This is a genomic window from Streptomyces griseochromogenes, assembly GCF_001542625.1.
GTDB lineage: Bacteria > Actinomycetota > Actinomycetes > Streptomycetales > Streptomycetaceae > Streptomyces > Streptomyces griseochromogenes.
In genome coordinates this window covers 2874751-2899725 of the sequence record NZ_CP016279.1, presented here as the reverse complement: position 1 = coordinate 2899725, position 24975 = coordinate 2874751, and the positions used below count along the sequence as shown (strand labels likewise).

General features: G+C 73.0%; 22 protein-coding genes and 6 pseudogenes. 19 read left to right on the top strand and 9 right to left on the bottom strand.

Going from position 1 to position 24975, the window contains the following annotated elements; all coding sequences use genetic code 11:
• Positions 1–23: 23 nt before the first annotated feature.
• The 5 genes and pseudogenes from AVL59_RS12360 (at position 24) to AVL59_RS12345 (ending at position 6568) form a co-directional block, all read left to right on the top strand.
• The gene (locus AVL59_RS12360) at positions 24–1265 is read left to right on the top strand and encodes an ROK family transcriptional regulator (RefSeq protein WP_067302797.1); all 1242 of its coding nucleotides are present in this window, start codon (positions 24–26) and stop codon (positions 1263–1265) included.
• A gap of 11 nt (positions 1266–1276) precedes the next feature.
• On the top strand, positions 1277–3139 hold the full coding sequence (locus tag AVL59_RS12355; protein WP_208870356.1) for a glycoside hydrolase: 1863 nt from the start codon (positions 1277–1279) through the stop codon (positions 3137–3139).
• Between the two features lie 82 nt (positions 3140–3221).
• A pseudogene (locus AVL59_RS47920) lies at positions 3222–3420 on the top strand (carbohydrate ABC transporter permease); the annotation flags it as partial.
• A 12-nt stretch (positions 3421–3432) separates the two neighbouring features.
• Entirely contained in the window at positions 3433–6291 is a 2859-nt protein-coding gene (locus AVL59_RS12350) for a glycoside hydrolase family 2 TIM barrel-domain containing protein (RefSeq protein ID WP_067302794.1), read from the top strand.
• Between the two features lie 82 nt (positions 6292–6373).
• Positions 6374–6568, top strand: coding sequence for a hypothetical protein (locus AVL59_RS12345; RefSeq protein WP_067302792.1), 195 nt, complete (start codon positions 6374–6376; stop codon positions 6566–6568).
• Positions 6569–6741: 173 nt separating this feature from the next.
• Here the strand turns inward: AVL59_RS12345 and AVL59_RS12340 are convergent, their stop codons facing one another.
• Positions 6742–8007: an MFS transporter gene (locus AVL59_RS12340; protein ID WP_067302789.1), complete on the bottom strand. Its 1266-nt coding sequence runs from the start codon at positions 8005–8007 to the stop codon at positions 6742–6744.
• A gap of 115 nt (positions 8008–8122) precedes the next feature.
• On the opposite strand from AVL59_RS12340, the gene AVL59_RS52080 reads away from it, so the two are divergent.
• The 4 genes from AVL59_RS52080 (at position 8123) to AVL59_RS12330 (ending at position 9957) form a co-directional block, all read left to right on the top strand.
• Entirely contained in the window at positions 8123–8299 is a 177-nt protein-coding gene (locus tag AVL59_RS52080; RefSeq protein ID WP_159399900.1) for a hypothetical protein, read from the top strand.
• Between the two features lie 135 nt (positions 8300–8434).
• Complete coding sequence (locus AVL59_RS52075; protein ID WP_159399899.1) at positions 8435–8617, top strand: hypothetical protein; 183 nt, start codon at positions 8435–8437, stop codon at positions 8615–8617.
• A gap of 43 nt (positions 8618–8660) precedes the next feature.
• On the top strand, positions 8661–9245 hold the full coding sequence (locus AVL59_RS12335; protein ID WP_067302787.1) for a TetR/AcrR family transcriptional regulator: 585 nt from the start codon (positions 8661–8663) through the stop codon (positions 9243–9245).
• The gene (locus tag AVL59_RS12330) at positions 9238–9957 is read left to right on the top strand and encodes an alpha/beta fold hydrolase (protein ID WP_067302785.1); all 720 of its coding nucleotides are present in this window, start codon (positions 9238–9240) and stop codon (positions 9955–9957) included. The genes AVL59_RS12335 and AVL59_RS12330 overlap by 8 nt, the downstream gene beginning before the upstream one ends.
• Before the next feature lie 222 nt (positions 9958–10179).
• On the opposite strand, the gene AVL59_RS12325 is transcribed toward AVL59_RS12330, so the two are convergent.
• On the bottom strand, positions 10180–10962 hold the full coding sequence (locus AVL59_RS12325; protein ID WP_067302782.1) for an isocitrate lyase/PEP mutase family protein: 783 nt from the start codon (positions 10960–10962) through the stop codon (positions 10180–10182).
• Between the two features lie 116 nt (positions 10963–11078).
• Between AVL59_RS12325 and AVL59_RS12320 the strand changes: the two genes are divergently transcribed.
• Complete coding sequence (locus AVL59_RS12320) at positions 11079–11621, top strand: HEAT repeat domain-containing protein (RefSeq protein WP_067302779.1); 543 nt, start codon at positions 11079–11081, stop codon at positions 11619–11621.
• Between the two features lie 142 nt (positions 11622–11763).
• A complete protein-coding gene (locus AVL59_RS12315) occupies positions 11764–12789 on the top strand; it encodes an aldo/keto reductase (RefSeq protein WP_067302776.1) in 1026 nt (341 codons plus the stop codon).
• Between the two features lie 2 nt (positions 12790–12791).
• On the opposite strand, the gene AVL59_RS12310 is transcribed toward AVL59_RS12315, so the two are convergent.
• A complete protein-coding gene (locus AVL59_RS12310) occupies positions 12792–14510 on the bottom strand; it encodes a DUF2264 domain-containing protein (protein WP_208870589.1) in 1719 nt (572 codons plus the stop codon).
• A 312-nt stretch (positions 14511–14822) separates the two neighbouring features.
• On the opposite strand from AVL59_RS12310, the pseudogene AVL59_RS47915 reads away from it, so the two are divergent.
• From AVL59_RS47915 to AVL59_RS55530, 4 genes and pseudogenes are all read left to right on the top strand, one after another.
• Positions 14823–15158 (top strand): annotated as a pseudogene (locus AVL59_RS47915) (autotransporter); the annotation flags it as partial.
• A 241-nt stretch (positions 15159–15399) separates the two neighbouring features.
• A complete protein-coding gene (mmuM, locus tag AVL59_RS12300; protein ID WP_067302769.1) occupies positions 15400–16317 on the top strand; it encodes a homocysteine S-methyltransferase in 918 nt (305 codons plus the stop codon).
• Positions 16318–16470: 153 nt separating this feature from the next.
• Positions 16471–17526: a LacI family DNA-binding transcriptional regulator gene (locus tag AVL59_RS12295; protein ID WP_067302766.1), complete on the top strand. Its 1056-nt coding sequence runs from the start codon at positions 16471–16473 to the stop codon at positions 17524–17526.
• A 269-nt stretch (positions 17527–17795) separates the two neighbouring features.
• Positions 17796–17918: a hypothetical protein gene (locus AVL59_RS55530; RefSeq protein WP_257785080.1), complete on the top strand. Its 123-nt coding sequence runs from the start codon at positions 17796–17798 to the stop codon at positions 17916–17918.
• Between the two features lie 7 nt (positions 17919–17925).
• On the opposite strand, the gene AVL59_RS12290 is transcribed toward AVL59_RS55530, so the two are convergent.
• Positions 17926–18534, bottom strand: coding sequence for a TetR/AcrR family transcriptional regulator (locus AVL59_RS12290; protein ID WP_067302764.1), 609 nt, complete (start codon positions 18532–18534; stop codon positions 17926–17928).
• Positions 18535–18636: 102 nt separating this feature from the next.
• On the opposite strand from AVL59_RS12290, the pseudogene AVL59_RS47905 reads away from it, so the two are divergent.
• Positions 18637–18827: pseudogene (locus AVL59_RS47905) on the top strand (ergot alkaloid biosynthesis protein); the annotation flags it as partial.
• A 46-nt stretch (positions 18828–18873) separates the two neighbouring features.
• Positions 18874–19152, top strand: a pseudogene (locus AVL59_RS12285) (LysR family transcriptional regulator); the annotation flags it as partial.
• Here AVL59_RS12285 and AVL59_RS12280 read toward each other — a convergent pair.
• Entirely contained in the window at positions 19141–20709 is a 1569-nt protein-coding gene (locus AVL59_RS12280) for a carboxylesterase/lipase family protein (RefSeq protein WP_208870355.1), read from the bottom strand. The pseudogene AVL59_RS12285 and the gene AVL59_RS12280 sit on opposite strands and share 12 nt — an antisense overlap.
• A 441-nt stretch (positions 20710–21150) precedes the next feature.
• Between AVL59_RS12280 and AVL59_RS47900 the strand changes: the two are divergent.
• Positions 21151–21310 (top strand): annotated as a pseudogene (locus AVL59_RS47900) (substrate-binding domain-containing protein); the annotation flags it as partial.
• 53 nt (positions 21311–21363) lie between these two features.
• Here the strand turns inward: AVL59_RS47900 and AVL59_RS12275 are convergent.
• From AVL59_RS12275 to AVL59_RS56830, 3 genes and pseudogenes are all read right to left on the bottom strand, one after another.
• Positions 21364–21642, bottom strand: a complete 279-nt coding sequence (locus AVL59_RS12275) for a hypothetical protein (protein WP_067302759.1) — start codon at positions 21640–21642, stop codon at positions 21364–21366.
• Positions 21639–22502: an isocitrate lyase/PEP mutase family protein gene (locus AVL59_RS12270; protein WP_067302757.1), complete on the bottom strand. Its 864-nt coding sequence runs from the start codon at positions 22500–22502 to the stop codon at positions 21639–21641. The genes AVL59_RS12275 and AVL59_RS12270 overlap by 4 nt, the downstream gene beginning before the upstream one ends.
• Positions 22503–22655: 153 nt before the next feature.
• Positions 22656–22936: pseudogene (locus AVL59_RS56830) on the bottom strand (ThuA domain-containing protein); the annotation flags it as partial.
• A 250-nt stretch (positions 22937–23186) separates the two neighbouring features.
• On the opposite strand from AVL59_RS56830, the gene AVL59_RS12260 reads away from it, so the two are divergent.
• A complete protein-coding gene (locus AVL59_RS12260) occupies positions 23187–23819 on the top strand; it encodes a VOC family protein (RefSeq protein WP_067302755.1) in 633 nt (210 codons plus the stop codon).
• A gap of 4 nt (positions 23820–23823) precedes the next feature.
• On the opposite strand, the gene AVL59_RS12255 is transcribed toward AVL59_RS12260, so the two are convergent.
• On the bottom strand, positions 23824–24867 hold the full coding sequence (locus AVL59_RS12255; RefSeq protein WP_237281488.1) for a hypothetical protein: 1044 nt from the start codon (positions 24865–24867) through the stop codon (positions 23824–23826).
• Positions 24868–24975 lie beyond the last annotated feature (108 nt).

Genomic DNA, 24975 nt, shown 5'->3' with positions numbered 1-24975 from the left:
GACGGGACGGGAGGGGCAGCTCCGTGAAGCGCACATCACGCGACATCCGCACCGCGAACCGCTACGAGGTGCTGCGCCAGATCATCGCCGAGTCTCCCACCTCCCGGCAGGAGCTCGCGGCGGCCACCGGGCTGAGCCTGGCCACGGTCGCCACGCTCGTCGGTGAACTGCTGGACCTGCGCATGATCACCGAGGTCGGTTTCGAGGACTCCGCCGGGGGCCGCCCCCGCGGGCTGGTCGCCGTCAACGCGTCGGGGGGCGCGTTGATAGGTGTCGACATCGCGGAGACGTATGTCCATGTCGAGCTGTTCGACCTGGCGCTGAACGTGCTGGCCCGCGCCGACGAGGACATGCGGCCCGGCGAGAGCCGCCCGGAACAGGTGGTCGGCCATGTCGCCGCCGCCGTCGGCTCGGTGGTCGCCCAGGCCGGTGTCGAGTCGGCCCGGGTGCTCGGCGTCGGGGTGAGCGTGCCGGGCCAGGTGGACCGGGACACCGGCGTCGCCGAATACGCGCCCAACTGGAACTGGCACGACGTTCCGCTGCTCGACCTGCTCGCCGAACACATCGCGTATCCCCTGCACCTGGACAATCCGCTGCGCGCCTGCGCGGTGGCCGAGCTGTGGTTCGGGGCGGCGCGCGGCCGCGGGGACGCCGTGGTGGTGAACCTCGGCACGGGTGTCGGCGCCGGACTCGCGCTCGGCGGCGGGCTGCACCGAGGGGTGAGCAACAGCGCCGGCGAGTGGGGCCACACCACGCTCGTGCTGGACGGGCGGCTGTGCCACTGCGGCAACCACGGCTGCGTGGAGACGTATGTCGGCGCGCCCGGCATCATGCAGAACCTGCGCGAACTGAGCCCGCTGTCCCCGCTGTTGCACCCCGGGGACCAGACGGCCACCATCGACGCGCTGGCCCGGGCGGTGGCCGCGAACGACCCGGTGGCGTTCAAGGTGGTCCAGGACACCTCCCGTTACCTGGGCGCCGGGATCTCCGACCTGATCAACCTCCTCAACCCCGAAGTGGTCGTGCTCAGCAGCTGGGTGGCATCCCGGCTGGGCGAGCCGCTGCTCGGCGAGGTGCGCGCGGCCGTGGCCCGGCACGCGCTCAGGCGGCCGCTGGCCGCCACCGAGATCGTCCTCTCCCCGATCCCCACCGACCCGGTGTCCCTCGGCGCGGCCACGTTCGCGCTGGAGGGGGCGCTGCAGTCCGTCGGGCAGCGGACCCGCACCACCGCACAGGCAAGGAGCCGTACCGCACCGCCTTCATGACGACGGAAGGGATGCACGTGTCTCACCTCCGCACGGTTCAGCACCGCACCAGGAGATCCCTCCTGCCCGCAGCCTCGGCCGCACTGGCTGTCACCGCGGCCCTGCTCACCTCCCCGCCCGCGAGCGCCGCCGACGCGCCCGTCCCCGCCGAGGTCTCCCCCCACGCCGCCCAGACCATCGACGACATCGGTGCCTCCGGCGCCTGGTGGGTCAACGACCTCCAGCACTTCTCGCCGGCCGTCCAGGCCCGGGTCGCCAGGCTGCTGTTCTCCTCCCGGGGCCTGGACCTCAGCTCGTACCGCTACAACATCGGCGGTGGCGGCACCGGGGTCTCCACCCCGGCCCGCGCCCCCGAGGACTTCCTGGGCCCCGACGGCACCTACGACTGGAGCAAGGACAACGGCGGGCGGAGGTTCCTCAAGTACGCGGCCGAATACGGGGTCGAGGACCTGATCGGCTTCGTGAACAGCGCGCCCGCACGGTGGACGACCAACCAGAAGAGCTGCGGCGGCCTGCTGAAGGCGGAGAACGAGGGCGACTTCGCCAAGTACGTCGCCGACGTGACCGATCACTTCGCCCAGCAGGGCGTGCGGCTCGACTACATCAGCCCCTTCAACGAGCCGGACAACAGCTTCGCGGACTGCGGCCAGGAGGGCATGCCGGTCCCGGTCGGCCGGCGCGACGACATCGTGCGCGCGCTGGGTGCCGAGCAGCGGGCACGGCACCAGAAGACCGGCATCATCGCCGACGAGTCCAGCAGGACGACCCAGTTCAACAGCGAACTGCCGCAGTGGATCTCCCAGCCGGGCACGGCCCCGTACGTGTCCAAGCTGGCCCACCACACGTACGACGACCCGGACGACGGTGAGCTGGGCAAGGTCCACGAGACGTCCCGGTCGGCGGGCAAGGAGTCCTGGGCGACCGAGATCTGCTGCTTCGGCAAGGGCACGACGGGCTGGAACCAGGAGTACGACCCGACCATCGACAACGCCCTGCTGATGTCCCGGATCATCTACAAGGACTTCGCGACCTCCCACGACTCCGCGTTCCAGTGGTGGGTGGCGCTGGCGAGCGGGTACGGCAGCGATCCGTACAGCAGGAACGACGAGGGCTGGAACGACGGCCTGATCTACTACGACCCCGACTACGCGACGAACGGCGACCAGAAGCTGTACTTCACGAAGCGGTACTACGCGCTGGGCCAGTACAGCAAGTTCGTGAAGCCGGGCTCGGTGGCGCACAACGTGACGGGCACGCCCGGCGGCGTCGAAGTCACGAGCTACGACCGGAACGGTTCATGGGTCGTCGTGGTCAACAACCACAACACCACCGACACACCGCTGAACCTGCACTTCAACAGCCGCACCCCGGTGCGCGCCGCGCAGGCGGTGCGCACCTCGGCCACCGAGGACTGGGCGGACGTGACCAGGCCGTCCGTGCGCGGCGGCACGGTGTCCGCGACCCTCGCGGCCCGCTCCGTGACGACGTACGTCCTCGATCAGGCGGGACACGGCAGTTCGGCGGTGACCGGTGCCTGGCAGGGCAGGCAGTCCGGCAAGTGCCTGACGGCGGACGCGTCCGGCGCCCGCATCAGCACCTGCACCGGTGCGGCCGGACAGTCGTGGTCGTACGACGCCCGGGGTGCGCTGAAGGGCGAGAACGGCTATCTGACGGCGGGGAGTTCGGGCCTGACGACCACGGCGGCCTACGACAATGACGGCACCCGGCGCTGGCTGCTGAACGCCAACGGGCAGATCGTGAACGAGGCTTCGGGCAAGTGCCTGGACGTGAGCGGACAGGCGACCGCCGACGGCAGCGGCGTGATCCTCTACAGCTGCAACGGCGGCCCCAACGAGGCCTGGACCAGGCGGTAGCCCCCCTTGACCGAGGGCCGCCGATCGACACTCCGGGCCGCAGCGGACCTGGCCGCCGCCGGCAAGCTGGTCATGAGCGGTCGCCGTCGCGACGATCACGTTCCTCGGCGGCTGGAACGCCTTCCTGCGGCCGCTGGTCATCGGTCAGGACCAACCAGACCGTCAATTACCACCTGATCTTCATGGCGACCGCCATTTCCGTCCTGCCTCTGCTGTTCGTGTTCCTCTTGCTCCAGCGTTGGCTGGAGCAAGGGATCGCGCAGACCGGTATCAAGGGCTGAGCTAGGAGACCGATGTCCATCCGCACGACCACCGAGTACGTCGAGGACGTCTCGCCGGGATCGGGGGCGCTGCCGCCCCGCGCCCGGTACGCGTCCTCGGACGCCAAGTCCTTCTCACTGAACGGCGGCTGGCGCTTCAGACTGTCGGACACGGCCGACGCCGAGGACGACTCCTTCGCGCAGGAGGGGTACGACGCCGGCGGCTGGGCGGACGTGTCGGTCCCCGGCCACTGGGTCCTGCAGGGGCACGGCTCCCCCGTCTACACCAATCACCTCTACCCGTTCCCGGTCGACCCGCCCCGGGTCCCGACCGAGAACCCGACCGGCGACCACCTGCGCGTCTTCGACCTGCCGGAGGACTGGCCGGACGAGGGCGGGGCGGTGCTGCGCTTCGACGGCGTGGAGTCCTGCGCCCGGGTGTGGCTGAACGGCACCGACCTCGGCGAGTTCAAGGGCTCCCGGCTGCCGCACGAGTTCGCGGTGAGCCATCTGCTGAAGGCCGCGGGCAACGTGCTGGCGGTCCGGGTCCATCAGTGGTCGGCGGGCTCGTACCTGGAGGACCAGGACCAGTGGTGGCTGCCCGGTATCTTCCGTGACGTCACCCTGCTGCACCGCCCCGCGGGCTGCGCCCTGGACTTCTTCGTGCACGCCTCCTACGACCATGTCACCAAAACCGGCACCCTGTGCGTCGACTCCGAGGTGGACGGCCGGGTGACCGTGCCGGAGCTCGGTGTCGAGGCCGCGACCGGCGAGTCGGTGACGGTGCCGGTCGAGCCGTGGACGGCGGAGACGCCGGGGCTGTACGACGGTGTGCTGGCCACCGCGGGCGAGCGGGTGCCGCTGCGCATCGGCTTCCGCACGGTGGAACTCTCCGACGGCCTGATCAAGGTCAACGGCAGGGCGGTCCTGTTCAAGGGCGTCAACCGGCACGAGTGGCACCCGGTGCGCGGCAGGGCCCTCGATCTGGAGACCATGCGCGAGGACGTGCTGCTGATGAAGCGGCACAACATCAACGCCGTCCGCACCTCCCACTACCCGCCCCACCCCGCCTTCCTCGATCTCTGCGACGAGCTGGGCCTGTGGGTGATCGACGAGTGCGACCTGGAGACCCACGGCTTCACCGAGCAGGGCTGGCGGGACAACCCCGTCGACGACGACCGCTGGACCCCGGCCCTGCTGGACCGTGCCGCCCGTACGGTCGAGCGGGACAAGAACCACCCCTCGATCGTCATCTGGTCCCTCGGCAACGAGGCCGGCACCGGCCGGGGCCTGACCGCGATGGCCGAGTGGATCCGCGGGCGGGACTCCTCACGGCTCCTGCACTACGAGGGTGACCTCACCTGCCGTGACACGGACGTCTACGCACGGATGTACGCCGACCACGCCGAGGTCGAGCGGATCGGCCGCGGCCGGGACGGCGGCCCGCACAAACGCCGCGAACTCCCGTTCATTCTCTGCGAGTACGGCCACGCCATGGGCAACGGCCCGGGCGGACTCGCCGACTACCAGCGGATCTTCGAGTCGTACGACCGGCTCCAGGGCGGATTCGTCTGGGAGTGGATCGACCACGGCATCGAGGACGAGCGGTACGGCTACGCCTACGGAGGCGACTTCGGCGAGGAGCTGCACGACGGCAACTTCGTCTGCGACGGCCTGCTGTTCCCGGACCGCCGGCCCTCCCCCGGCCTCGTCGAGTACAAGAAGGTGATCGAACCGGTCGCCATCGAGGGCGACCGCACGGGCGGCACGGTCCGCGTCGCCAACAAGTACGACTTCGCCGACCTGTCGGCGCTGGTCTTCACCTGGACGTACGAGGTGAACGGCGAGCCGGTCGGGGCGGGAACCCTGTCGGTGCCCGCGCTCTCACCCGGCGAGTCGGCCGAGGTCAAGCTGCCCGAGCCACCGGTCGCCGAAGCGGCCGGCGAGGCCCACTGGACGGTACGGGCGCTGCTCGCCGCCGACACCCCCTGGGCGCCGCGGGGCCATGTCGTCGCATGGGGCCAGTTCGCCGTGTCCCCGCGGCAGGTGCCGTCGGTCGCGGCGACCGACGGGCCGGTGCCCGGCGACGGTCTGATCACCCTCGGCCCGGCCTCCTTCGACGCCCGCACCGGCGCACTGCTCACGGTCGGCGGGGTGGACGTCACCGGGCTGCGCCTGGACGTGTGGCGGGCCGTCACCGACAACGACGACGGCGCCGCCTGGCAGACCGACGTCCGCCACGGCCTGCTGTGGCGGCGGCTCGGCCTGCACCGGATGCGGCACCGGCTGGACGCGGTGGAGCCGGGCGACGACGCGCTGACGGTACGCACCCGGGTGGCGCCGGCCGCCCGGGACATCGGACTGTCGGCCGAGTACCGCTGGACCTCGGACGGAAACCGGCTGCGGCTGACCGTGTCCGTGACACCGCAGGGCGACTGGACGGTGCCGCTGCCCCGGCTCGGCATCCGGTTCGCACTGTCCGCCGCCGACCAGGTCCGGTGGTACGGCGGCGGCCCCGGTGAGGCGTATCCGGACAGCAGGACGGCGTCCATGATCGGCCGCTGGCAGTCGACCGTGGACGATCTGCAGACGCCCTACGTCCGTCCGCAGGAGAACGGCGCCCGAGCCGACGTCCGCTGGGCGGAGATCGGCGGCCTGCGCATCGAGGGCGATCCGGAGTTCTTCCTCACCGCCCGCCGCTGGACCACCGAGCAGCTGGACGCGGCCGCCCACCGCACCGACCTCTCCCCCTCCGGCGCGGGGGTCTGGGTCAACCTCGACCACGGCCAGCACGGCCTGGGCTCGCAGTCCTGCGGCCCGGGCCCGTTGCCGCCGTACCACCTGCGCGCCGAACCCGCGCGGTTCTCGTTCGTCTTCTCCGAGATCGGCTGACCGACGCGGTCCTGACGCCCTCCGCGGCCGGCCGGAGCCCTGGCACCGGGCCGGCCGCGGTCTCGGCCCGCAGAATCCGAGCATGAACGACTGCGGAACACCTCCCGGCCCGGCCGAGCCGTCGTACGACGACGAGGCCGCCGTCTGGCACCGTCTCGCCGCTCTGCCTCCTTCCCCCGAGGACGTGGACGAGGTGCGGGGATGCTGGGACATCGGGGAGCAGGAAGGCGGGCTGAGCGTGCTGTTGCGTGGATCACCTGTGCCGGCTGCGGCCTGACACTGGCGCGGGAGCATACGCGCGAGTGGTGGGGCGATCTGTCGTATCTGCCGCTGTGCCACGTCGTGTTCGGCGGTGACCGGGCCGTCGCATCGCGGGTGTACGACCGCGAGGAGCGCGGTGCGGCCTGGTCGGCACTGGCCGCGTTGCGGGCCGGGTGCGGCTGAGCGGGGTCAGGGGCGGTCGGCCCGCCGGACCGGTGTGACCAGCGCGGCCGCCGCGATCAGGACACAGCTCGCGCCCGTCACCAGGGCCACCGATGTGGTGCCGTGACTTTCGGCCGCCCAGGTGAGGACGGCCGCTCCGACGGGGGCGGCGGCGTAGGTGAGCGTCCAGTAGGCGGAGGTGACGCGGCCGAGGAGGTGCTCGGGGGTGATCTCCTGGCGCAGGGACATGGAGCAGGTGCCCGCCATGGCGACGCAGGCCAGGAAGGCGACGGTGAGCGCGGCGACCGCGGGGACCGTGGTCGCCGCGCCGATACCGGCTACGGCGAGGCCGCCGACCGCGACCGACCCGATCCAGAGGGGGCCGAAGCCCATCAGGCGGCGCAGGCGGGCGACGAGCAGGGATCCGGCGATGGTGCCGAGCGCGCCGACGGCGAGGACGGTGCCGACCGTGCCGTCGCGGTGACCGAGGTCGTGCTTGAGGTGGTAGATCAGCAGGTCGGTCAGGCCGAGGGTGAGGAAGCCGAAGACGAACAGCAGCACGGTCAGCGTGCGCAGGACCGGGTGCCGGCGCAGGAAGGCGACCCCGGTGCGCAGGTCCTGCCACACGGTGCCGCGCCGGGGGTCGGGTCCGTCGTCGGCGGGTCGCGGGGCCAGGCGTACGACGGACAGGCAGGCGGCGGAGACGGCGAAGCTCGCGGCATCGACGGCGACGGCGGCCGTGGGCCCCGTCCAGGCGGCGACCAGGCCCGCGAAGAGCGGTCCGAGGACTCCCGCCGCGGCGGCGGTCGAGTTCAACCGGCCGTTGGCCTCGGTGAGTCGGTCCGTGCCGACCAGACCACGGACGGCGGTGACGTACCCGACGGAGAAGAACATGCCGACGGCCTCGCACACGGGCAGCACCACATAGAGCACCCAGATGTGCGGGCCGAAGACCCAGACCAACGGGATCAGTCCGTACAGGACCATGCGAGCCAGATCGCAGATGATCAGCAGCCGCCGCCGGTCCACCCGGTCCACCACCACCCCGGCGAAGACGGCGGCGAGCACGGAGGCGGCGCCGCCCACGGCGGTCAGCAGCCCCATGCGCGCCACCGATCCGGTGGCTTCCAGGACCAGCAGCGGCAGGGCGATCAGGGAGAAGGAGTCTCCGAGAACGGAGAGGGTCTGGGCCACCCAGAAGATCCCGAAATCCCGCCGTCTTCCCGGCGATCGGGCCGTCGACGCACTCGCCGACTTCGTGGGCTCCTGGCCCCGTCGCGCCTCGTTCTCCACCTCGGTCTCCCCGTCCTTCCCCCGTCCCCCCGGCCAACCCTATGTCACGCACTCATGGTGAGCGGTTTTCTCAACTTCCTTCAAAAACAACCATGTTGACCACACCATGAGCCGCATGCGACCCACGGGACGACTCCTCGCCACCCTCGCGACGGGCGCCCTGCCCCTCGCCGCCGGCGAGTACCTCGGCGACCTCGGACACCGCCACCTCCACAGCCGATCGGCTGAGCTCGCCCGCCCTTCGCCCGCAGGACACGGGGACCTGCCGGAGCGCGGGCGAGGAGTGCTGTGACCATCACCGGGACGGGCCACGGGTGATACCGGAACCGTTCGACCGCAGCGCTACCCCGCCGCGTACTTCGGCATCCGGGGCGAACTCGTCTGCGTCGAACCGCTCGACGCGAAGATTCCCGTCATCAACGGACCGGTGCCCACGACCCATCCCGTGCTCTCCTTCCAGGCGAGCGGCGACACCGTCTGGCTCTGGGACCCGGACCCGGCGCGGGGCAGGGACACGTCCCGCCATGCCCTGCGGCTGAGGGCGGAGGACATGCAACTGGTCGCCGCCACCGGCAGGCACTGCGCCGCTCGGGCGACACCCCGAACCTAGATGCCCTAGGATTCCTCCTAAGTACCCAAGGAGGAGGTGTCGGATGGCCCGTGCGGGACTCACCGCCGACCGGCTGGTCGCGGCGGCCGCCGACCTCGCCGACGAGGCGGGCTTCGAGAACGTCAGCCTGTCCGCGCTGGCCCGGCGCTTCGGCGTGAAGGACGCGAGCCTGTACTCGCACGTCCGGGGCCTGAGCGACCTGCGGACCCGGCTCGCGCTGCACGCGGGCGGCGAGCTGATCGACCGGATCGCGGCGGCCGTGGCCGGCCGGGCGGGCAAGGACGCGCTGGCCGCGTTCGCGGGCACCTACCGCGCCTACGCCCTGGAGCACCCCGGTCGGTACGCGGCGACCCAGATCCGCATCGACCAGGACCTGATCGCCGACTCCCCCGCCCTGCGCCGCACGGCCGAGATCACCTACGGCATGCTGCGCGCCTACGGCCTCGACGAACCCGACCTGACCGACGCCGTACGCCTGTTGCGCAGCACCTTCCACGGGTACTGCGCCCTGGAGTCCGCGGGCGGCTTCGGCGCGGACCGGGACGTCCGGGCCTCCTGGGACAAGGCGGTCGAAGCCCTGCACCTCGCCCTCACCCACTGGCCCCGGGAGACGCACACCGATGATTGACCCGCTCCACTACGACACGACGGGCAACGGCCCCGTCCTGCTGCTCGTGCCCGGCGGGGCCGGGCACCCCATGGGACTCGGCCCCCTGACCGAGCGGCTGGCACAACGCTTCACCGTCGTGACGTACGACCCCCTCGGCCTCGCCCACGGACGGCTCGGACGCCCCGTCCCGGACCAGCGTCCGGCCCACTGGAGCGACGGGGCGCACCGGGTGCTGGAGACGGTGCTGCCGCCGGGCGAGCGGGCCCATGTGTTCGGGTCCAGCTCCGGCGGCATCGCCGTACTCGACCTGTTCGCCCGGCATCCGGGGCGGCTGGCGCACGTGGTGGCGCACGAGCCGCCGTGTGTGACGCTGCTGCCGGACGGGGCGCACGAGCGGGCGGACCTGATCGAGCGGCTGACGGCCGGACAGCACGCCTCCGCCGAAGACGGGCCGCCGAGCCCCATGGCCGTCTTCCTCGCCCACGTCCTGCGCCCCTTCACGGCATACACCCCGGCGTTCTCCGCACCCACCGGCCTCACCGTGGCCGCGGGCGCCGACTCACGGGGCCAGGTCCTCCACCGCACCGCGCAGGCGGTCGCCCAGCGCACCGGAAGCCCCTTCGCCGAATTCCCCGGCGGCCATCTGGGCACCCTGGAACACCCCGTCGCGTTCGCCGACCGGCTGACGCAGACGCTGCTCGCGGCGGACGCCCCGGGGGCAGCGCGGTAAGGCCGCGTCCTTGCGGAATCGGCGCGGTACTGGGCGTCTCGACACGCCGCTACGCCGCCCGCAGCGACTACGACCCGTCCACCACGGCTCTCGCCGTCCGACGGCACGCCTGAGCGCCTGAGCGCCTGAGCGCCAAGTACCCATACCTGTCCGCGGGTTACGACAACACCCGCGAGTGGAACCGCACCGTCACCGCCTTCGCCCCCCTGAGGCGCCAGGGGCTCAGGGCGCGCCCCCTCCCAGCGCGCACACCTCGGCGTAGGACGGGGTCGTGCCGCCCGGCACCCGGCCGGCCGCGATGTCGGCGACCGCGTCCAGCGCGGCTCCCAGTGCCCGTCGGTAGAGCAGCGAGCCGAGGCTGACGCGGGCGACGCCGAGGTCGGCGAGCCGGGGCACGGTGGGGCCGGTGGGCGAGTAGAGGACGTTGAGCGGGGCGTCGACGTGGCGGACGAGGGTGCCGATCCGGTCCGGGTCCGTCAGTCCGGGCACGAACAGCCCGTCGGCGCCCGCCTGCCGGTAGGCGTCGAGGCGGCGCAGGGTGTCCGTCTCGTCGCCGTCGCCCAGCCAGTACGTGTCCGTACGGGCGTTGACGAACAGGCCGGGCACGGCGGCCTTCACCGCGGCGATCTTCGCCGCGTGCGCTTCGGCGGGGCCGAGGCCGTCCTCCAGGTTGATGCCGACGACCCCCAGATCCCACAACCGGTCTGCCAGTCGGGCGACTTCGTCCGGATCGTCGCCGAAGCCGTCCTCGGCGTCGACGGAGAGCAGCCAGGGCTCCGCGCCGAGCGTGCGGGCGAGGCGCAGGGTGTGCTCGCGGGTCGCGCCCCGGCCGTCGGGCAGCCCGGCGGCCGCCGCCACGGCGAGGCTCGTCGTGGCGATCGCCGGAAAACCCCGGGCCGCGAGGGCGGCCGCCGAGGCGTGGTCCCAGGCGTTGGGCAGGAGCAGCGGCTCGCCGGGGCGGTGGTGGAGGGCGGCGAACGAGGTCACGGCGGGCTCTGCGGTCATACGCCCACGCTAGGCGCCGTTCGTTTCGGCGGACGCCGAAACGTGGCGGGCGGTCGCGGGCCGGTCCGGGAGAAATCCCTTTGCGGGGGCACGAGGCGCGGTTCGATGCTGGCGTCATGCTTGGATTCGTCAGAGTGGACAACGAGTCCCTCGTCGCGTGCTTGGGCGATCCGCAGCGCGCGGTCGCGGCCTACCACGAGCTGCTGCGGCGCGGCGAGGACGCCGTGGGCGCCGTCCGGGGCGGCCTGGGCGACGGGAATCCGGCCGTCCGTGAGGGCTGCTGCCGTCTCCTCGACCATCTGGTCGACACCGACTCCATGGACCTGCTCATCGCCATGGCCGACGACCCGGACGCCCGGGTCAGGACCGCCGCGTTCCACGCGCTGGCCTGCGACCGGTGCAAGGGCGACACCTGCGCACCGGGCGCGGGCCAGGTCCTCGAACCCGCGCTGCGGCACCTGGCCTCGGACCCCGACCCGCACGTGCGCGCGAGGGCCGCCGAACTGGTCGGCAAGTTCGCCCATACCGAGGTGCGCGCCGCCAAAGCCCTGGAGACGTCCCACGCCCAGGACCCGAGCCCGGCCGTCCGGAAGAAGGCGGGCTGGTACGCACCCGGCGGCGCCATCTACGAGCGGACCGTGCCCCGCACACTCCCGTAGCGCCCGGCGTCGCGTCGAACCGCCTTGCTTCGAGTGCACTCCAATGATCTAGCGTGGCCGGCGCGGCGGTGATCGACAACACCGCCGGGATCGACTTTCACGGGGGGCGCCCGGCGGGCGCCGGAAAGGCCGGAACACCATCATGAGCAGCGCCATCGAAAAGATCGGCAAGGTCGGGCTGGGCAACGGCGGGCCCCTGGTCGGCGTCCAGGGCTTCGGCGCCATGGGCATCAGCGCCGCCTACGGGGAGACGGACGACGCGGCGGCCCGCGACACGCTGGAGGCCACCGTCGAGGCGGGCGTCACCCTCATCGACACCGCCGACATGTACGGCGCCGGCGCCAACGAGGAGTTCCTCGCGCCGTTCGTCGCCGCGCACCGCGACGAGATCACGCTGGCCACCAAGTTCGGCTTCGCATTCCGCGCCGACGACCCGAGCTACCGGGCCATCCGCAACGACCCGGCCTACATCAGGAAGGCCGTCGAGGCGAGCCTGCGCCGTCTGGACGTCGACGTCATCGACCTCTACTACATGCACCGTCGCGACCCCGCCGTCCCGCTCGCCGAGTCCGTCGGCACCATGGCCGAACTGGTCCGGGAGGGCAAGGTCAAGCACCTTGGCCTGAGCGAGGTCACCGGTGCCGAGCTGCGCGAGGCGTACGCCGTGCACCCGATCACCGCCGTGCAGTCGGAGTGGTCGCTCTTCAGCCGGGACGTCGAGCGCAGCGCGGTCGGCGCGGCGGCCGAGCTCGGTGTCGCCTTCGTGCCGTACTCGCCGCTCGGCCGGGGCTTTCTGACCGGTTCCTTCAGCGACGCGGGCAAGGACCTCTCCAGCGGCGACTTCCGGAACCTGCTGCCGCGCTTCAGCGGCGACAACGCCAAGGCGAACGCCGCCCTGCTGGCTCCCCTGCACCGGCTCGCGGCGGAGCACGGCGCCAGCGCGGCGCAGATCGCCCTGGCCTGGGTGCAGCAGCGGGCCCAGGTCCACGGTCTGACCGTCGTGCCGATCCCGGGGACCCGCAAGCGCGGCCGCCTGCTGGAGAACGCCGCGGCCACCCGGATCACGCTGAGCGCCGACGAGCTGGCGCTGCTGGAGCCGATCGCGAGCCAGGTGGCGGGCGAGCGCTATGCGGACATGTCGCTGACCTCGGTGGGCCGCGAGGACTGACGTCAGCCGGGCACGACCGACCACGACGCGTCCGCCGAGCCGTCGTCCGGGGCCGTGAAGCGGAAGTGCCCTAGCCGTCCCGAGGTCCAGCGGACCCTCAGGTCGTAGTCCCCCTGGACCTCCACGCTCACCAGGTCCGTGAGGGGCGGGGGGCCGGGTTCCGCGGTGAGGCGGGCGAGGGCGACGAACAGGGTGGGCGCGGCGCCGGTCACGCCGGAAAGGACGAGACCTTCCGACAGGCCGTGGACCGGCACCAGTTCGGCCGACTCGCCCTCCCCCGGCGCCCACCCCGTGATCCTCACCTCGGTGCCGGGAGCCGCGCCCGCCACCAGATGGGCCCGCACCTCCACCGCGCCGTCGGCCACGACGAGGCTGGTCACCCGCGTCCCGGAACCCACCGGGTACCGGGAGGCCGCCCAGTCCTCCCCCACGCCGAGCGGCACGATGCCCGTGCGGACCGGGTCGCCGCCGACCATGAGGACGTTGTCGGGCGGCGGTCCGCAGGGCCGGGTGACCGTGGAGTACGCGAACCGCGTGTAGTGGGGGTCGTAGCGGATGTCCTCACTGCCGTGGTTGTGGAGGCGGACCACGCCGTCCGAACGCGTGGACTGCAGCAGCCAGTTGGGGCCCGTGACCGGTGTGACCGCGTCGGCGCGCTCCGCCGGGCCCGGTTCCTCGGCCGCCGTCCACACCTCGTGGTCCGGGGGCAGCAGGAGGCCGAGGAAGCCTTTGCTCGCCCAGTAGGGCGAGGCCGGCCCCGAGTAGCTCTGCAGAACGGACTCGTCGGGGCCGTGCCAGCCGAGGGTCAGCAGTCCGCGGGAGTCCACGGCCGCGCGGTCCAGGAAGTACTTCAGCGCTCCGGAGGCCAGCCGCCGTGTCTGTCCCGGCGCCAGCGGCGTACGGCCCGTGAGCGCGCCCAGCCACAGCGGGGCCGTCGTCGCGAAGCGGTAGGTCAGTGAGCGGCCCTGGTGCAGCGGGGCCCCCTCACCGCCGAACAGGCGGGCGTAGTCGGCCAGATGGCGTTCGAGCCGGTCGCCGTAGAGCCTCAGCGGCTCGGCGTCGTCGGCCAGCCACGCGTGCAGCACCGGATACAGGTGCATGGCCCAGCCGTTGTAGTAGTCGAACTTGCGGCCGTCCCCGTCGGTGTACCAGCCGTCGCCGACGTACCATCGCTCGATGCGGCGCAGGCCGCGGTCGATCGCCGTGCGGGCCGCCTCGGTTTCATGGCCGATCTCGGCCAGGAAGCCGCCCACGGTGACCGGGAACAACTCCCAGTTGCAGGGCCAGGGTTCGGCGGTGAGCGCGTCCGCCAGCCAGTGCGCCGTCCGCTCGCGCACGGACTGCTCCAGGCGGTCCCACAGCAGTGGCCGGGTCAGGCGCAGGGCGAGGGCGATCGAGGCCGCCTCGACCAGGGGCTGGCCGCGGTCGGTGATCCGCGGCCAGGCACCGCCCGGACCGGCCGCAAGGCCTACGGCGTAGCGGCCGAGCGCGATCTCGTCCCGGCGGAACGCGGCCAGCAGGAGCGTGCGGGCATACCCCTCCAGGCCGTCGGAGAGACGGCCCGAGCGGCTCGTGCGGTCGCCGGGGAGGTGGTAGAGGGCGCGGTCGGGGGTGGCGTAGGGCTCGACGGCGGCGAGCAGGGCGTCGGCGGCCTTCTCCCAGTGGGCGCGGGTGTAGCCGGTGTACGGGCTCGCGGAGCGGTCGTCGGCGGGCAGTTCGATCACGGCGGCGGCTTCCCTTTCCTGACGGACCCGGGGCACCCGGGTTCCGGCGGGCCTGGGACGCCCCGGTTCCGGTCGGGGCGCCCCAGGGGACTCATCCCACCCGCACGGCGCTTCGGCACCAGATGCCGGGCGAGCAAGGGGTTCGGCGCACCAGGGAGTTCGACATATCGTACGTCATGTGCCATACCGAACGTCGAAAAGGTAAGGGTGAGCCCTCCGGAGGTCAACGGGTCCGACGGGACAGGGGGTAAGCGATTTCTCCATGGCCGACTTTCTGTTATCCACGGACCGCCCGTCCGTCTCCCAGTCGTGCGCATCCATACCCCCAGGACAGCGGCGAGCGTCTGCGCCCTCGTCGCGCTCGCCCTCACGACCGGCACGCCCCCCTCCGCCGCGCCCGGCACCCAAGACGGCACGAGCACGTACGAAGGCGTCTTCCACGGCCGGGGCACGCTCACCGTGCGCGGCGGCGGCACGCTGATCCTCACCGGGGACAGCGACTTCACACCGCCGAGGTCCCGGCAGCGGCAGATCGTGCGCACCTCGGGCGGCAACCACCCGCACACCACCGTGACCAGCCCCGACCCGCCCGCGATCACGGCGGAGCGCGGGGCCACCCTGCAGTACGGCACCGGCCCCGGCACCCGAGCCGGGACCGCCACCGGCCCGGGAGCCGGGGACACCCGGGCCACGCACGGCGCGGCGGGCCGCTTCGGCTGGTGGCCGTACGTCCTCGCGCTCGGGCTGCTCGGCGCGCTGGTGTTCCCGGCGACCGCGCGCACCCGGGGCAAGGGGCAGCGCGGGGGCGGGCGGCACGCGGCGCGGGAGTAGCCGCACGCCTCACCCTGTCTCCGTGTTCCCTCGCTGCCTGGACTAGCGTCATGTCATGAGCAGCGACACCTCCCCCCGCCTCGCCGATGCCCTCGCCGCCGGGACGCTGGTGCTCGACGGCGGCATGTCCAACCAGTTGGAGTCGGCCGGGCACGACCTGAGCGACGAGCTGTGGTCGGCGCGGCTGCTCGCCGAGCGGCCCGAGGCGATCACCGAGGCGCACCTCGCCTACTTCAGGGCGGGCGCGGATGTGGCGATCACCGCGAGCTACCAGGCCACCTTCGAGGGCTTCGGCCGGCGCGGGATCGGCCGCGAGGACGCCGCGCGGCTGCTGGCGTCGAGCGTGGAACTGGCCCGTGCGGCGGCCCGGCGGGCGCGGGACGCGGGGGCGGCGCGGCCGCTGTGGGTGGCGGCGTCGGTCGGGCCGTACGGGGCGATGCTCGCGGACGGGTCCGAGTACCGGGGAAGGTACGGGCTGAGCGTCGAGGACCTCGAGCGCTTCCACCGGCCGCGGCTGGAGGTGCTTTCCGCCGCCGCTCCGGACGTACTGGCCCTGGAGACCATCCCTGACACCGACGAGGCGGTGGCGCTGCTCCGGGCGGTGCGGGGGCTGGGGGTGCCGGCGTGGCTCTCGTACACCGTCGACGGTCGACGCACTCGTGCCGGGCAGCCCCTTGAGGAGGCCTTCGCGCCGGCCGCCGACGTGGACGAGGTGATCGCCGTCGGGGTCAACTGCTGTGCCCCGGACGATGTGGCGTACGCCGTCGGGACCGCGGCCCGGGTGACGGGCAAGCCGGTCGTCGTCTATCCCAACAGCGGGGAGGTCTGGGACGCGGAGGCGCGGGTGTGGCGGGGGCGGACCACGTTCGGCGCGGAGCAGGTCACTGCGTGGCGGGAGGCGGGGGCTCGGCTGATCGGGGGGTGCTGCAGGGTGGGGCCGGAGGGGATCGCCGCGATAGCGGGGGTGGTGTGAGGTCCGCCCTCTCGCCGTAGGGGGTTCGGACTTCGGGCGGGTGCGGGTTGTTCTGGGCTGGTCGCGCAGTTCCCCGCGCCCCTTTGGGGCGCCATCCTCCCGGCACTGGAATCGGTCCGTGCTGGGCAAGTTCCCCTGGGGAGGGGGCGGGCGATGACCAGGAAGAGCGGTGGGGTCGGGCGGAGCACCATCCGGGACGTGGCGGCGCGGGCCGGGGTGTCCGCGTCCACGGTGTCGCGGGTGCTGGGCGGGGTGTATCCGGTGAGCGCGGCGGCCCGTACCCGGGTGCTGCGGGCGGTCCGCGAGATGGACTACGTGGCCGACGCGCGGGCCAAGGCGATCGCGGGGGCCGGGACGCCGGCGCTGGCGTTCGTGCTGGAGGACATCACGGGACCGGCGTTCGCGCACATGGCCCGGGGTGTGGAGCGCGAGGCGGCCCGGCTCGGCCATCTGTGCCTGGTGTGCAGCACGGACGGGGACCCGCGGCACGAGCTGGAGTTCATCGAGATGATGCGCGCCCAGCGCGCGGCCGCGGTGATCCTCGTCGGCGGCGCCGCGGACACCCCCGCATACCGCGAACGTACCCGCCGGATCGCCGACTCGCTGGCCTCGGCGGGCTCCCGGCTGGTGCTGTGCGGGCGACCGCCGCTCGACCCGGGCGCACCGGTGACGGTGATCGAGTACGACAACGAGGGCGGCGCCCACGCCCTGGTGACCCATGTGCTCGCCCAGGGCCACCGCCGCGTACTGTTCCTCGGCGGCGAACCGGATCACTCCACGGCCCAGGGCCGCGAGCGCGGTTACCTCGCCGCCCACCGTGCCCGGGGTCTGGAGCCGGACCCGGAACTGCTGCTGCACGGCGACTTCACCCGTGACTGCGGCCACCGCCTGATGCGCGGGGCGCTGGAGCAGGGGCTGGAGTTCACCGCTGTGGTGGCCGCCACGGACGTGGTCGCGGCGGGCGCGCTCACCGCGCTGCACGAGACCGGCCTGCGGGTGCCGGGGGACGTGTCGCTGGCCGGGTACGACGACGTCCCGTTCGCCCGCGACCTGCACCCGGCGCTGACCACCGTGCACGTCCCGTACGAGGAGCTGGGGCGGCTGGCGGTGGGTACGGCGCTGGGGCACGGCGCCGAGTCGGCGGACGTGCATCTGCTGCTCGGCACGCATGTGGTGGTGCGGGACTCCGTGGCGGTGGTGGGCGGCTGAGGGGTGTCCGTCCTGCACCGAGGAGCGCCTCCGAAGGGGTCACATCGCCATGCGCGGCTGCCCGCTCGTGGCGCCGAGGCCGCCGTCGAGCAGGTCCTCGCCCTCGCCTCCGAGGTGGCGGGCGGGCGCCGGTCGTATCCGACCACGACCCGGCTGCGGCCGACCGGCCGGGGCCACACCAGGGGCGCCGTCAGCGGCCCGCGGGGCTCGACGACGTCCGCGACTACCTGCGCGAGCTGCGCGACGAGACATGGCGGCGGAACCGCGCGATGGGCGAGGACGAGACGGTCGCCGAGGTCCGGGCGCTGCTGATCGAGCGGCATCCCGAATGGGCCTGCCAGGAGTGGATCGAGCGGGGCGTCGGCTGCCTGTGCTCCGAACGCCCCGGGTGATCCCCCCTCATGCGGGCATGCCGGGATGACGGGTGCCGAGGACCGAGGCGGTGAAGTTCGCCAGTTGCACCCGCAGTTCCTCCCGGGGCACGGCCCTCCCGCCGGCCAGGTACGCGACGAGGTCGGCCCGGGTGGCGGCGAGCAGCGCGTGGGCGGTGAAGTCCGCGCTGCCGGTGCCGGCCAGGTGCGGGGTCTGCTCCAGCAGGTCCCGGAGGAGCGCGTGCCAGCGCTCGTAGTGCTCGGCCTGGTAGGGGCTGTCCGCGCCGGTCCGCTCCAGGGCCAGTGCGAGGTGACGGTTGTCGAGCTTGAAGCACAGGACGGCGTCGAGCAGGGCCGGCACGCGCACCAGCGGCGCCGTGGCGGGCCCCAGAGGTGACGGGCCCTCCTCGACGGCGTTCCTGACCGGTTCGAGCCGCGCCTCGTACAGCGCGCGGATCAGGCCGGTGCGGTCGCCGAAGGCACGGAAGAGGGTCGCCTTGCCGACGCCGGCCGCGGCCGCGATGTCGGCCATGGTGACGCTCTCGGGGCTCTGGCACTCGGCGAAGAGCGCGTCGGCGGCGGCGAAGACGGCCGCCCGGTTGCGCGTCGCGTCCTTGCGCGGTCTGCGCTCGGTCACGTGGTTCCTCCCTTGCGATCCGGACCAGCGGTCCGTATCGTCATGGAAGCGGACCACTGGTCCGTATCGTACGGGACGGAGGATTCCATGCCCACCCAGACCTCACCGGACGCGATGCGCGATCGCCTGGCCGCGTCCATACCGATGGAGTCGCCGCCATGCTGGCCGGCATGGACCGCGCCATCGCCCAGGGCGCCGAGGACCGGATCACCGACACCGTCCGGCGCCTCACCGGCCGCCCGCCGCACAGCTTCCGCGCGGTGGCCGAACGGGAGCTGACCGCGGACGGATGAAGTGCGCCGGCCCACGGGGCTCAGCAGGCGTCGGCGAGCAGGTCCCGCGACAAGTCCCACGGGAGAGGACGGGCTGATGGGCGTCCGGCCGGGCCTGGACGAGCGGCCCGAGATCGCCCGCACCGCCCGTGACTGGCCGGCCAAGCTCCGTCTCGTCGCCGCCGGCTGCGGCCTGACCACCGTTTCGGCCTCCCTCGCGGCCGCCGTGCCGCCAGGTGTCCGCGTCCTGCCGGTCCGCGGCGGACCTCGGGAACAGCGGCGATTGCCCCTGGCCCGTCTCCCCCACCCGCCGACCGGGGCGGGCGCCTGCCGTTCAGCGGCGTAGCGCCCCGACCGAACGGCGCAAGCGGCGTACCGCCGAGGCGAGTTCGGCTCCGGGGGCCCGGAAGTCGGCGGCGGGTGCCGGTTCCGGGACGGTGGGTGCGGTCGCCCACACGGCGAGGTCCGCATCCCGTGGACCGTAGGCAGTGTGCGGGACACCGTCGTCGAAGATCCGTACCGGACGGGTGGCGTCCCAGGCCTGCCAGCCGGGATCCCCGGTCGCGGCGAACCGCACCCAGGCCGTGTGCATCGCCTCGCACAGCTCCTGCGGAGCCCCTTCGCCGGCCAGCTTGGCCGACTCCGGCACGTCGGCGGTGTCGAAGACGAATCCGAGTTCCAGGGCGTGGCAGGCGCCGAGGCCGGGCAGGCGGGACGGCCAGGCGAACTCGTACAGGTACGAGCTGCCGGGCCGGGCGTCGGCCAGTCGGTGCAGCGGGATGCGCAGCAGGTGGTCGGTGACCATCTGGCCGACGATCTCGGCGGTGCCGGCCTCCGGGTGCAGGGATCGGTAGCCGCGCGGCACCTCGTGGCCGACGTGGCAGCGGGCCATGGCGCCGGCCAGGGCGACGGGCCCGAGCCGGTCGACGCGCTCCATGAGTCCGCCCGGGACCAGCCACAGCCGGTACTCGTCCCGGGTCCAGCCCATGAGCAGGCCGATGTCCCGGGCGGCCTGGCCGTCGATCAGGGCCTTGAGCGGGTCGCGGGGTACGAGGTCGCCGTCCACGACGATGCCGAAGGCGGGGCCGCCCAGCACCGGACTGCTCAGCCGTCCCACCTCGGCCTGGGTGCGCAGCAGCAGGTCGCGGTCGACGTCGGCGAAGGCCCCGGCGGTGGCGGGGATCCTCAGTCGGGTGGCCATGCGGCGGACCATGCGCCGCACCTTGTCCCGCTCCGAGACCTCCGGCGGTCCGCTCTGCAGGACGGCCCTTCGTATCAGGCCCTGGGCCTGGGGTGCGGCGATCAGGGCGCCGACGCTGATCGCGCCGGCCGACTGTCCGCACAGGGTCACGTTGCCGGGGTCGCCGCCGAACGCCGTGATCGTCTCGTGGACCCAGCGCAGGGCGGCGAGCTGGTCACGCAGGCCGGGGTTGCAGGGCGCGTCCGGGAACAGCCCGTAGCCTTCGACGCCCAGCCGGTAGTTGACCGAGACGCAGACGACGCCGTCGCGGGCGAAGGTGCGGCCGTCGTAGACCGGGACCGCCGAGGATCCCCTGGTCAGAGCGCCGCCGTGGAGCCAGACGAGGACCGGGAGCCGGGCCCCCTGGCCCGGCTCGGGGGTCCACACGTTGAGGTTGAGGCAGTCGTCTCCGGCGACGACCGGGTCGGCCAGGTACTGGGCGAACGCCCCGGTGTACGGCGGTTTCGGCGCCGTGGACCCGAAGGATCCGGCGTCGCGCACCCCGTCCCAGGGCTCGGGCGGCTCGGGCGGCCGGAAGCGACGGCGACCGAAGGGCGGGGCGGCGTACGGGATGCCCCGGAACACCGCGACGCCCCGCTCGTAGCGGCCGCGTACGGCCCCGTGCGGCGTCATGACCACGGGGCCCGTCAGGTCTGCCGTCATCACCCACCAGCCCTTCGCCGTGCGCGTGCACCGTCCACTTCAGAGCACCACATCGCGGGGCTGTATTCCGGTGCACGGACCCGGCGTACGGCCGAATGGCGTAGGGCGGCCCGTTCGGCGTACATGAGCGTGCCGAAGCGGAGCCGGTCGTAGCCGCCGGAGGTGGAGCCGAGTCGCCGCCTCCGCCCTCGGGAGCCACCGCTGGGCGCGGTTCCGGCCGCTGCCTCAGGTGTACGCGGTGTAAGTCACGTCCTGGCCGAGGTGGTACTCGGCGACGTGCCGATGACCCTGTTCGAAGCCGGCATCCGCTGGAAGGCGGTGACGATCGACCGGCGGACGGCCGCCATGCGCCGGTACGGGCGGACGCGGGTGACGCCCGGCGCGCCGAAGTGACCGCCGGCCTCCGGCTGTTCGGAGTTTCGAAAGGCCCACCCGCGCCCTCTCCGTGCGTACGCGGCGCCGGCCGAACGGGGGCTCAGGGTGCCGGACGGACGAGGTGAGCGTGGTCGGCTTCGACGACCTGCCCGAGGCCCGCTGGGCGGCCCCCGCGCCGACCGCGGTCCGTCAGCCGCTCGCCGAGGTGGCGGCGGCCGGGCAGCGGGACGGCCGGGCACCTCCCGCACGGGGTCCCCGGCCGTCACCCTGATCTTCTCCTCAGTCGTCCCCGTCCTGCTCCCCGACTCCGAAGATGGCCTTCACCACCTCCACGGCGCTGCCGTCGTGGTCGCTGCCCGCCGTGCCACTGCCGGTGTTGGCGTTGCCCGCGCGGTCGATCTCCAGGGTGGAGTCGGTCTCCGAGCTGTCGGTGCCCTTCTGCGAGTTGTCGATGACGGTGATCAGGCCCCCGTTCGCGACCGCGGGCACGGCACCGGCGCACAGGAGCGTCATCGCGAGCAACGCGGCCGCCCCGAGCCGGGGTACGGCGCCCGTCATACGCCCACGCCCTCGGGCTGGCGCCGCTCGGGGTCGATGTTGCGCTCCAGCAGACTGGTCGACGCCCTCACGCCGATCCCGCTCGCCGGGTCCACGTGCGGCAGCCGGCCGTCGGCCGCCTTCAGCTCGGCGAGCGCGCAGTCGATCGCCTCGTGGGCGGCGAACAGACAGGGGGTGCTGTAGATCGCGACGTCCACGCCGAGGTCGGAGAGCTCGCCCAGCGACAGGCGGGGCGACTTGCCGCCGGCGATCTGGTTGAACAGCAGCGGCTTGTCCCCGACGACCTTGCGGATGCGCTCGATCCACTCGACGCTGCGCACCCCGTCGACCAGGACCACGTCGGCGTCGGTCGCGGCGAGCCGCTCTGCCCGGTGCAGGATGTCGTGCTCGTCGGTGGCGTCCGTCCGGGCGACGACGACCAGGTCCTTGCGGGTCGCAAGGACTCTCTCCAGCTTCTCCAGGTACTCCTCCAGCGGCAGCACCTGTTTTCCGTCGGCGTGCCCGCAGCGGCGGGGCCGCTTCTGGTCCTCCAGGATCACCCCGGAGGCGCCGATCCGCTCCAGCCCCTCCACGACATGACAGGCGACCTCGGGGTCGACGTAGCCGTCGTCGATGTCGACCAGCAGATGGTGGTGCGGGAACGCGCCCCGCAGCCGCTGGACGAAGGCCACCATGTCCGGCCAGGCGATGAAACCGATGTCCGGCAGCCCGTAGTACGAGGCCGCGAAGCCGAAGCCCGAGACGAACATCCCGTCGTAGTGCTTGGCCGCGATCGAGGCCGAGTACATGTCGTGCACGCCGATCAGCGGTGTGGTCCCGGGCCCGGCGATCCGCTCGCGCAGCTGATTCCCGTAAGTCAAGGTCCGGCTCCTCCTGTGGGTGGGTGGCACGGGGTGGTGCCCCGCACCTCGACGCCCTTTGCCAAGACAAGAGCATCTCTAGATATGCACATGACCTGCGCTCTACGCGAGCTTTACTCACTCCAATGGCGCAACGCATTCACCGCAGAAACGTCACTCGGACCGCCGCACCACCCAGTCCACCCCGCCGCCCAGGCGGGCCAGGAAGGCCGGACCCCGGTAGGCCTCGGCGGCGCGCCCGAGAGCCGTATGGAACACACGTCCGACACCTTGCCCACGGCACCACGCCGGCGGATGGTCGGCGCCCATCCCGCCCCCTCGCACGACGTCTCGTCGGCACGCAGCAGCACCCGCGCGCGTCCACGCGGGCTGGACCGGAAGTCGTACCACTCGTCGGTGAAGTCCCGGACGGTGGGCAGATGCCGGGTCCTCGGTGTGCTCGACGGCGAACTCCCCTAGCGCGCACGGGGCGTTGACGGTGTCCGGTACGGAGTCGTGGCGGTAGTCGGTGGTGCGGGTGCAGATCAGCAGCCGAGGAGTCATGTGATCGAGTTCCACTGTTCGCGACACGGGAGCAACGAACTCAACGGCCCGTCCGCCCTGTTGGAAACGCCCGGGTTTCGGGGATTCAGGTTGTGGTCAGGTGTTCCGCACCGAGGCGCCGTTCCCGTAACCTCCCGCGGAATGAAGCCCATTCCTCCACTGCTGGACCACCTCGTCCTCGCCACGCCCGATCTCGCCGCGACCGTCGCCGACTTCGCGCGGCGGACCGGGGTGACACCCGCGCCCGGTGGGGTGCACGTCGAGCTGGGGACGCGGAACCACCTGGTCGCGTTGGGCGGCCGGAGCTACCTGGAGATCATCGGGCCGGATCCGGAGCAGGCGGAGCCGGTGGAGCTGCGGCCGTTCGGAGTCGACCGGCTGGCCGGTCCGCGCACGGTGACCTGGGCGATCAGCCCGCCCCGTCTGGAGGCGGCGATCACGACAGCCCGTGCGCGGGGGTACGACCCGGGGCCGGTCCACCCGATGAGCCGTCGCACCCCCGACGGCACTCTGCTCCGGTGGCGGCTGACCGACAGCGGCACCACGCACCCCTCCGGGCTGGTCCCGTTCCTCATCGACTGGGGCGACTCACCGCACCCGGCGGCCTCGGGCCTGCCCGTCACCCCTCTCCTCGAGGTGACGGCCACGGCCCCCGACCCGGAGGAGGTCCGATCCCACCTGTCGGCCCTGGGCACCGAACTCACGGTCACCCAGGGGCCGTTCGCGATCTCCTTCACCGTGCGGACGGCACAGGGGCCGGTGACGTTCGGCTGAGCCCCTAGACCAGAAGGAAGTTCTTCCGCGCCCGGTCGTAGATCCGGCGCAGCCATGGCTGCCGTACGGCGGGCAGCCGGGCGAGCGTGTACAGGAACACGTCCCGGTCCGGCCGGAACAGCCAGTTCGGGTGGAGCGGCAGGGGGTCGTCGCGCTGGACGTCGCGGGGCAGTCCGCCGGTCACCGGCAGCCGCGACCGGTCCTCGGGGAAGGCCAGGCCCAGCCATACGTCGGCGGGCAGCGGCACGGTCGCCGGGCCGGCGGGCGGCTGCCAGGGCTCGCCCGTCTGCGGGTGCGCCGGGACCAGGGCGATGCCGGGCGCGGCGGCGGGCAGGCCCGGGCCGGCCAGGGCCGCCGCACGTGCCGGCCGACCGGCCGGGAGCAGCGCGTGCAGCACACGGCCGAACACGTCCGTGAGGAGTCCCTCGGGCAGGGCGACGGGTGCGCCGGACGAGGCCACCAGCAGGTGGGCGAGGGCGACACCGGCGGCCGCCTCCCACTGCGGGCTCCAGTACCCGGGCTGCTCGACGGGCGGCGTGCTGATCCGCTCCTCCACCAGGGTGCCCCAGTCGGTGATCCGGGGAGCCGGGCCCGGGACACGGCGTACGGCGGTGGGTTCGAGCCACACCGCCTGCCAGATCGAGCAGTCGTCCATCCGGGTCGCCACCGGCCGGCCGCACTCCTCACAGGCCAGGTTCGGGCCGTCCCTGCCGTCCAGACCCAGGCAGTAGCCGTCGCAGCGGTCCGGGATCAGTACGGTGCCGCGGATGTCCCCCGGCGCGACGACGACCGCACCCGGCGGCCCCGAAGGCAGAGCGTGCACCGGAGCGAACACCCCCTCGGCCGCCGCCCCCTCCTCACCGACCTCGCCCCACGGGCGCCAGGGCCCGCCACGGCGCTCGGGATCGACGGCGTACGTCCCCGACTCCATCAGCGCCGGGAGCATCTCGTGCCCATAGAGCTGCCGGGCCCGCACGGGAAACGCGACCCTCGACACGGGCACGGTCAGTTCCGTACCGCACCGGTCGCACACGAACACGTCCGCCAACAGCCACTCCCCCATCCTCGAACAGACGGATCATTCCGGCTTCGAGGACGCGCAGGCAACCGCTTATCCACTGGGACGGTCGTGTCCGATTCCTTCAAGACCAGGTGC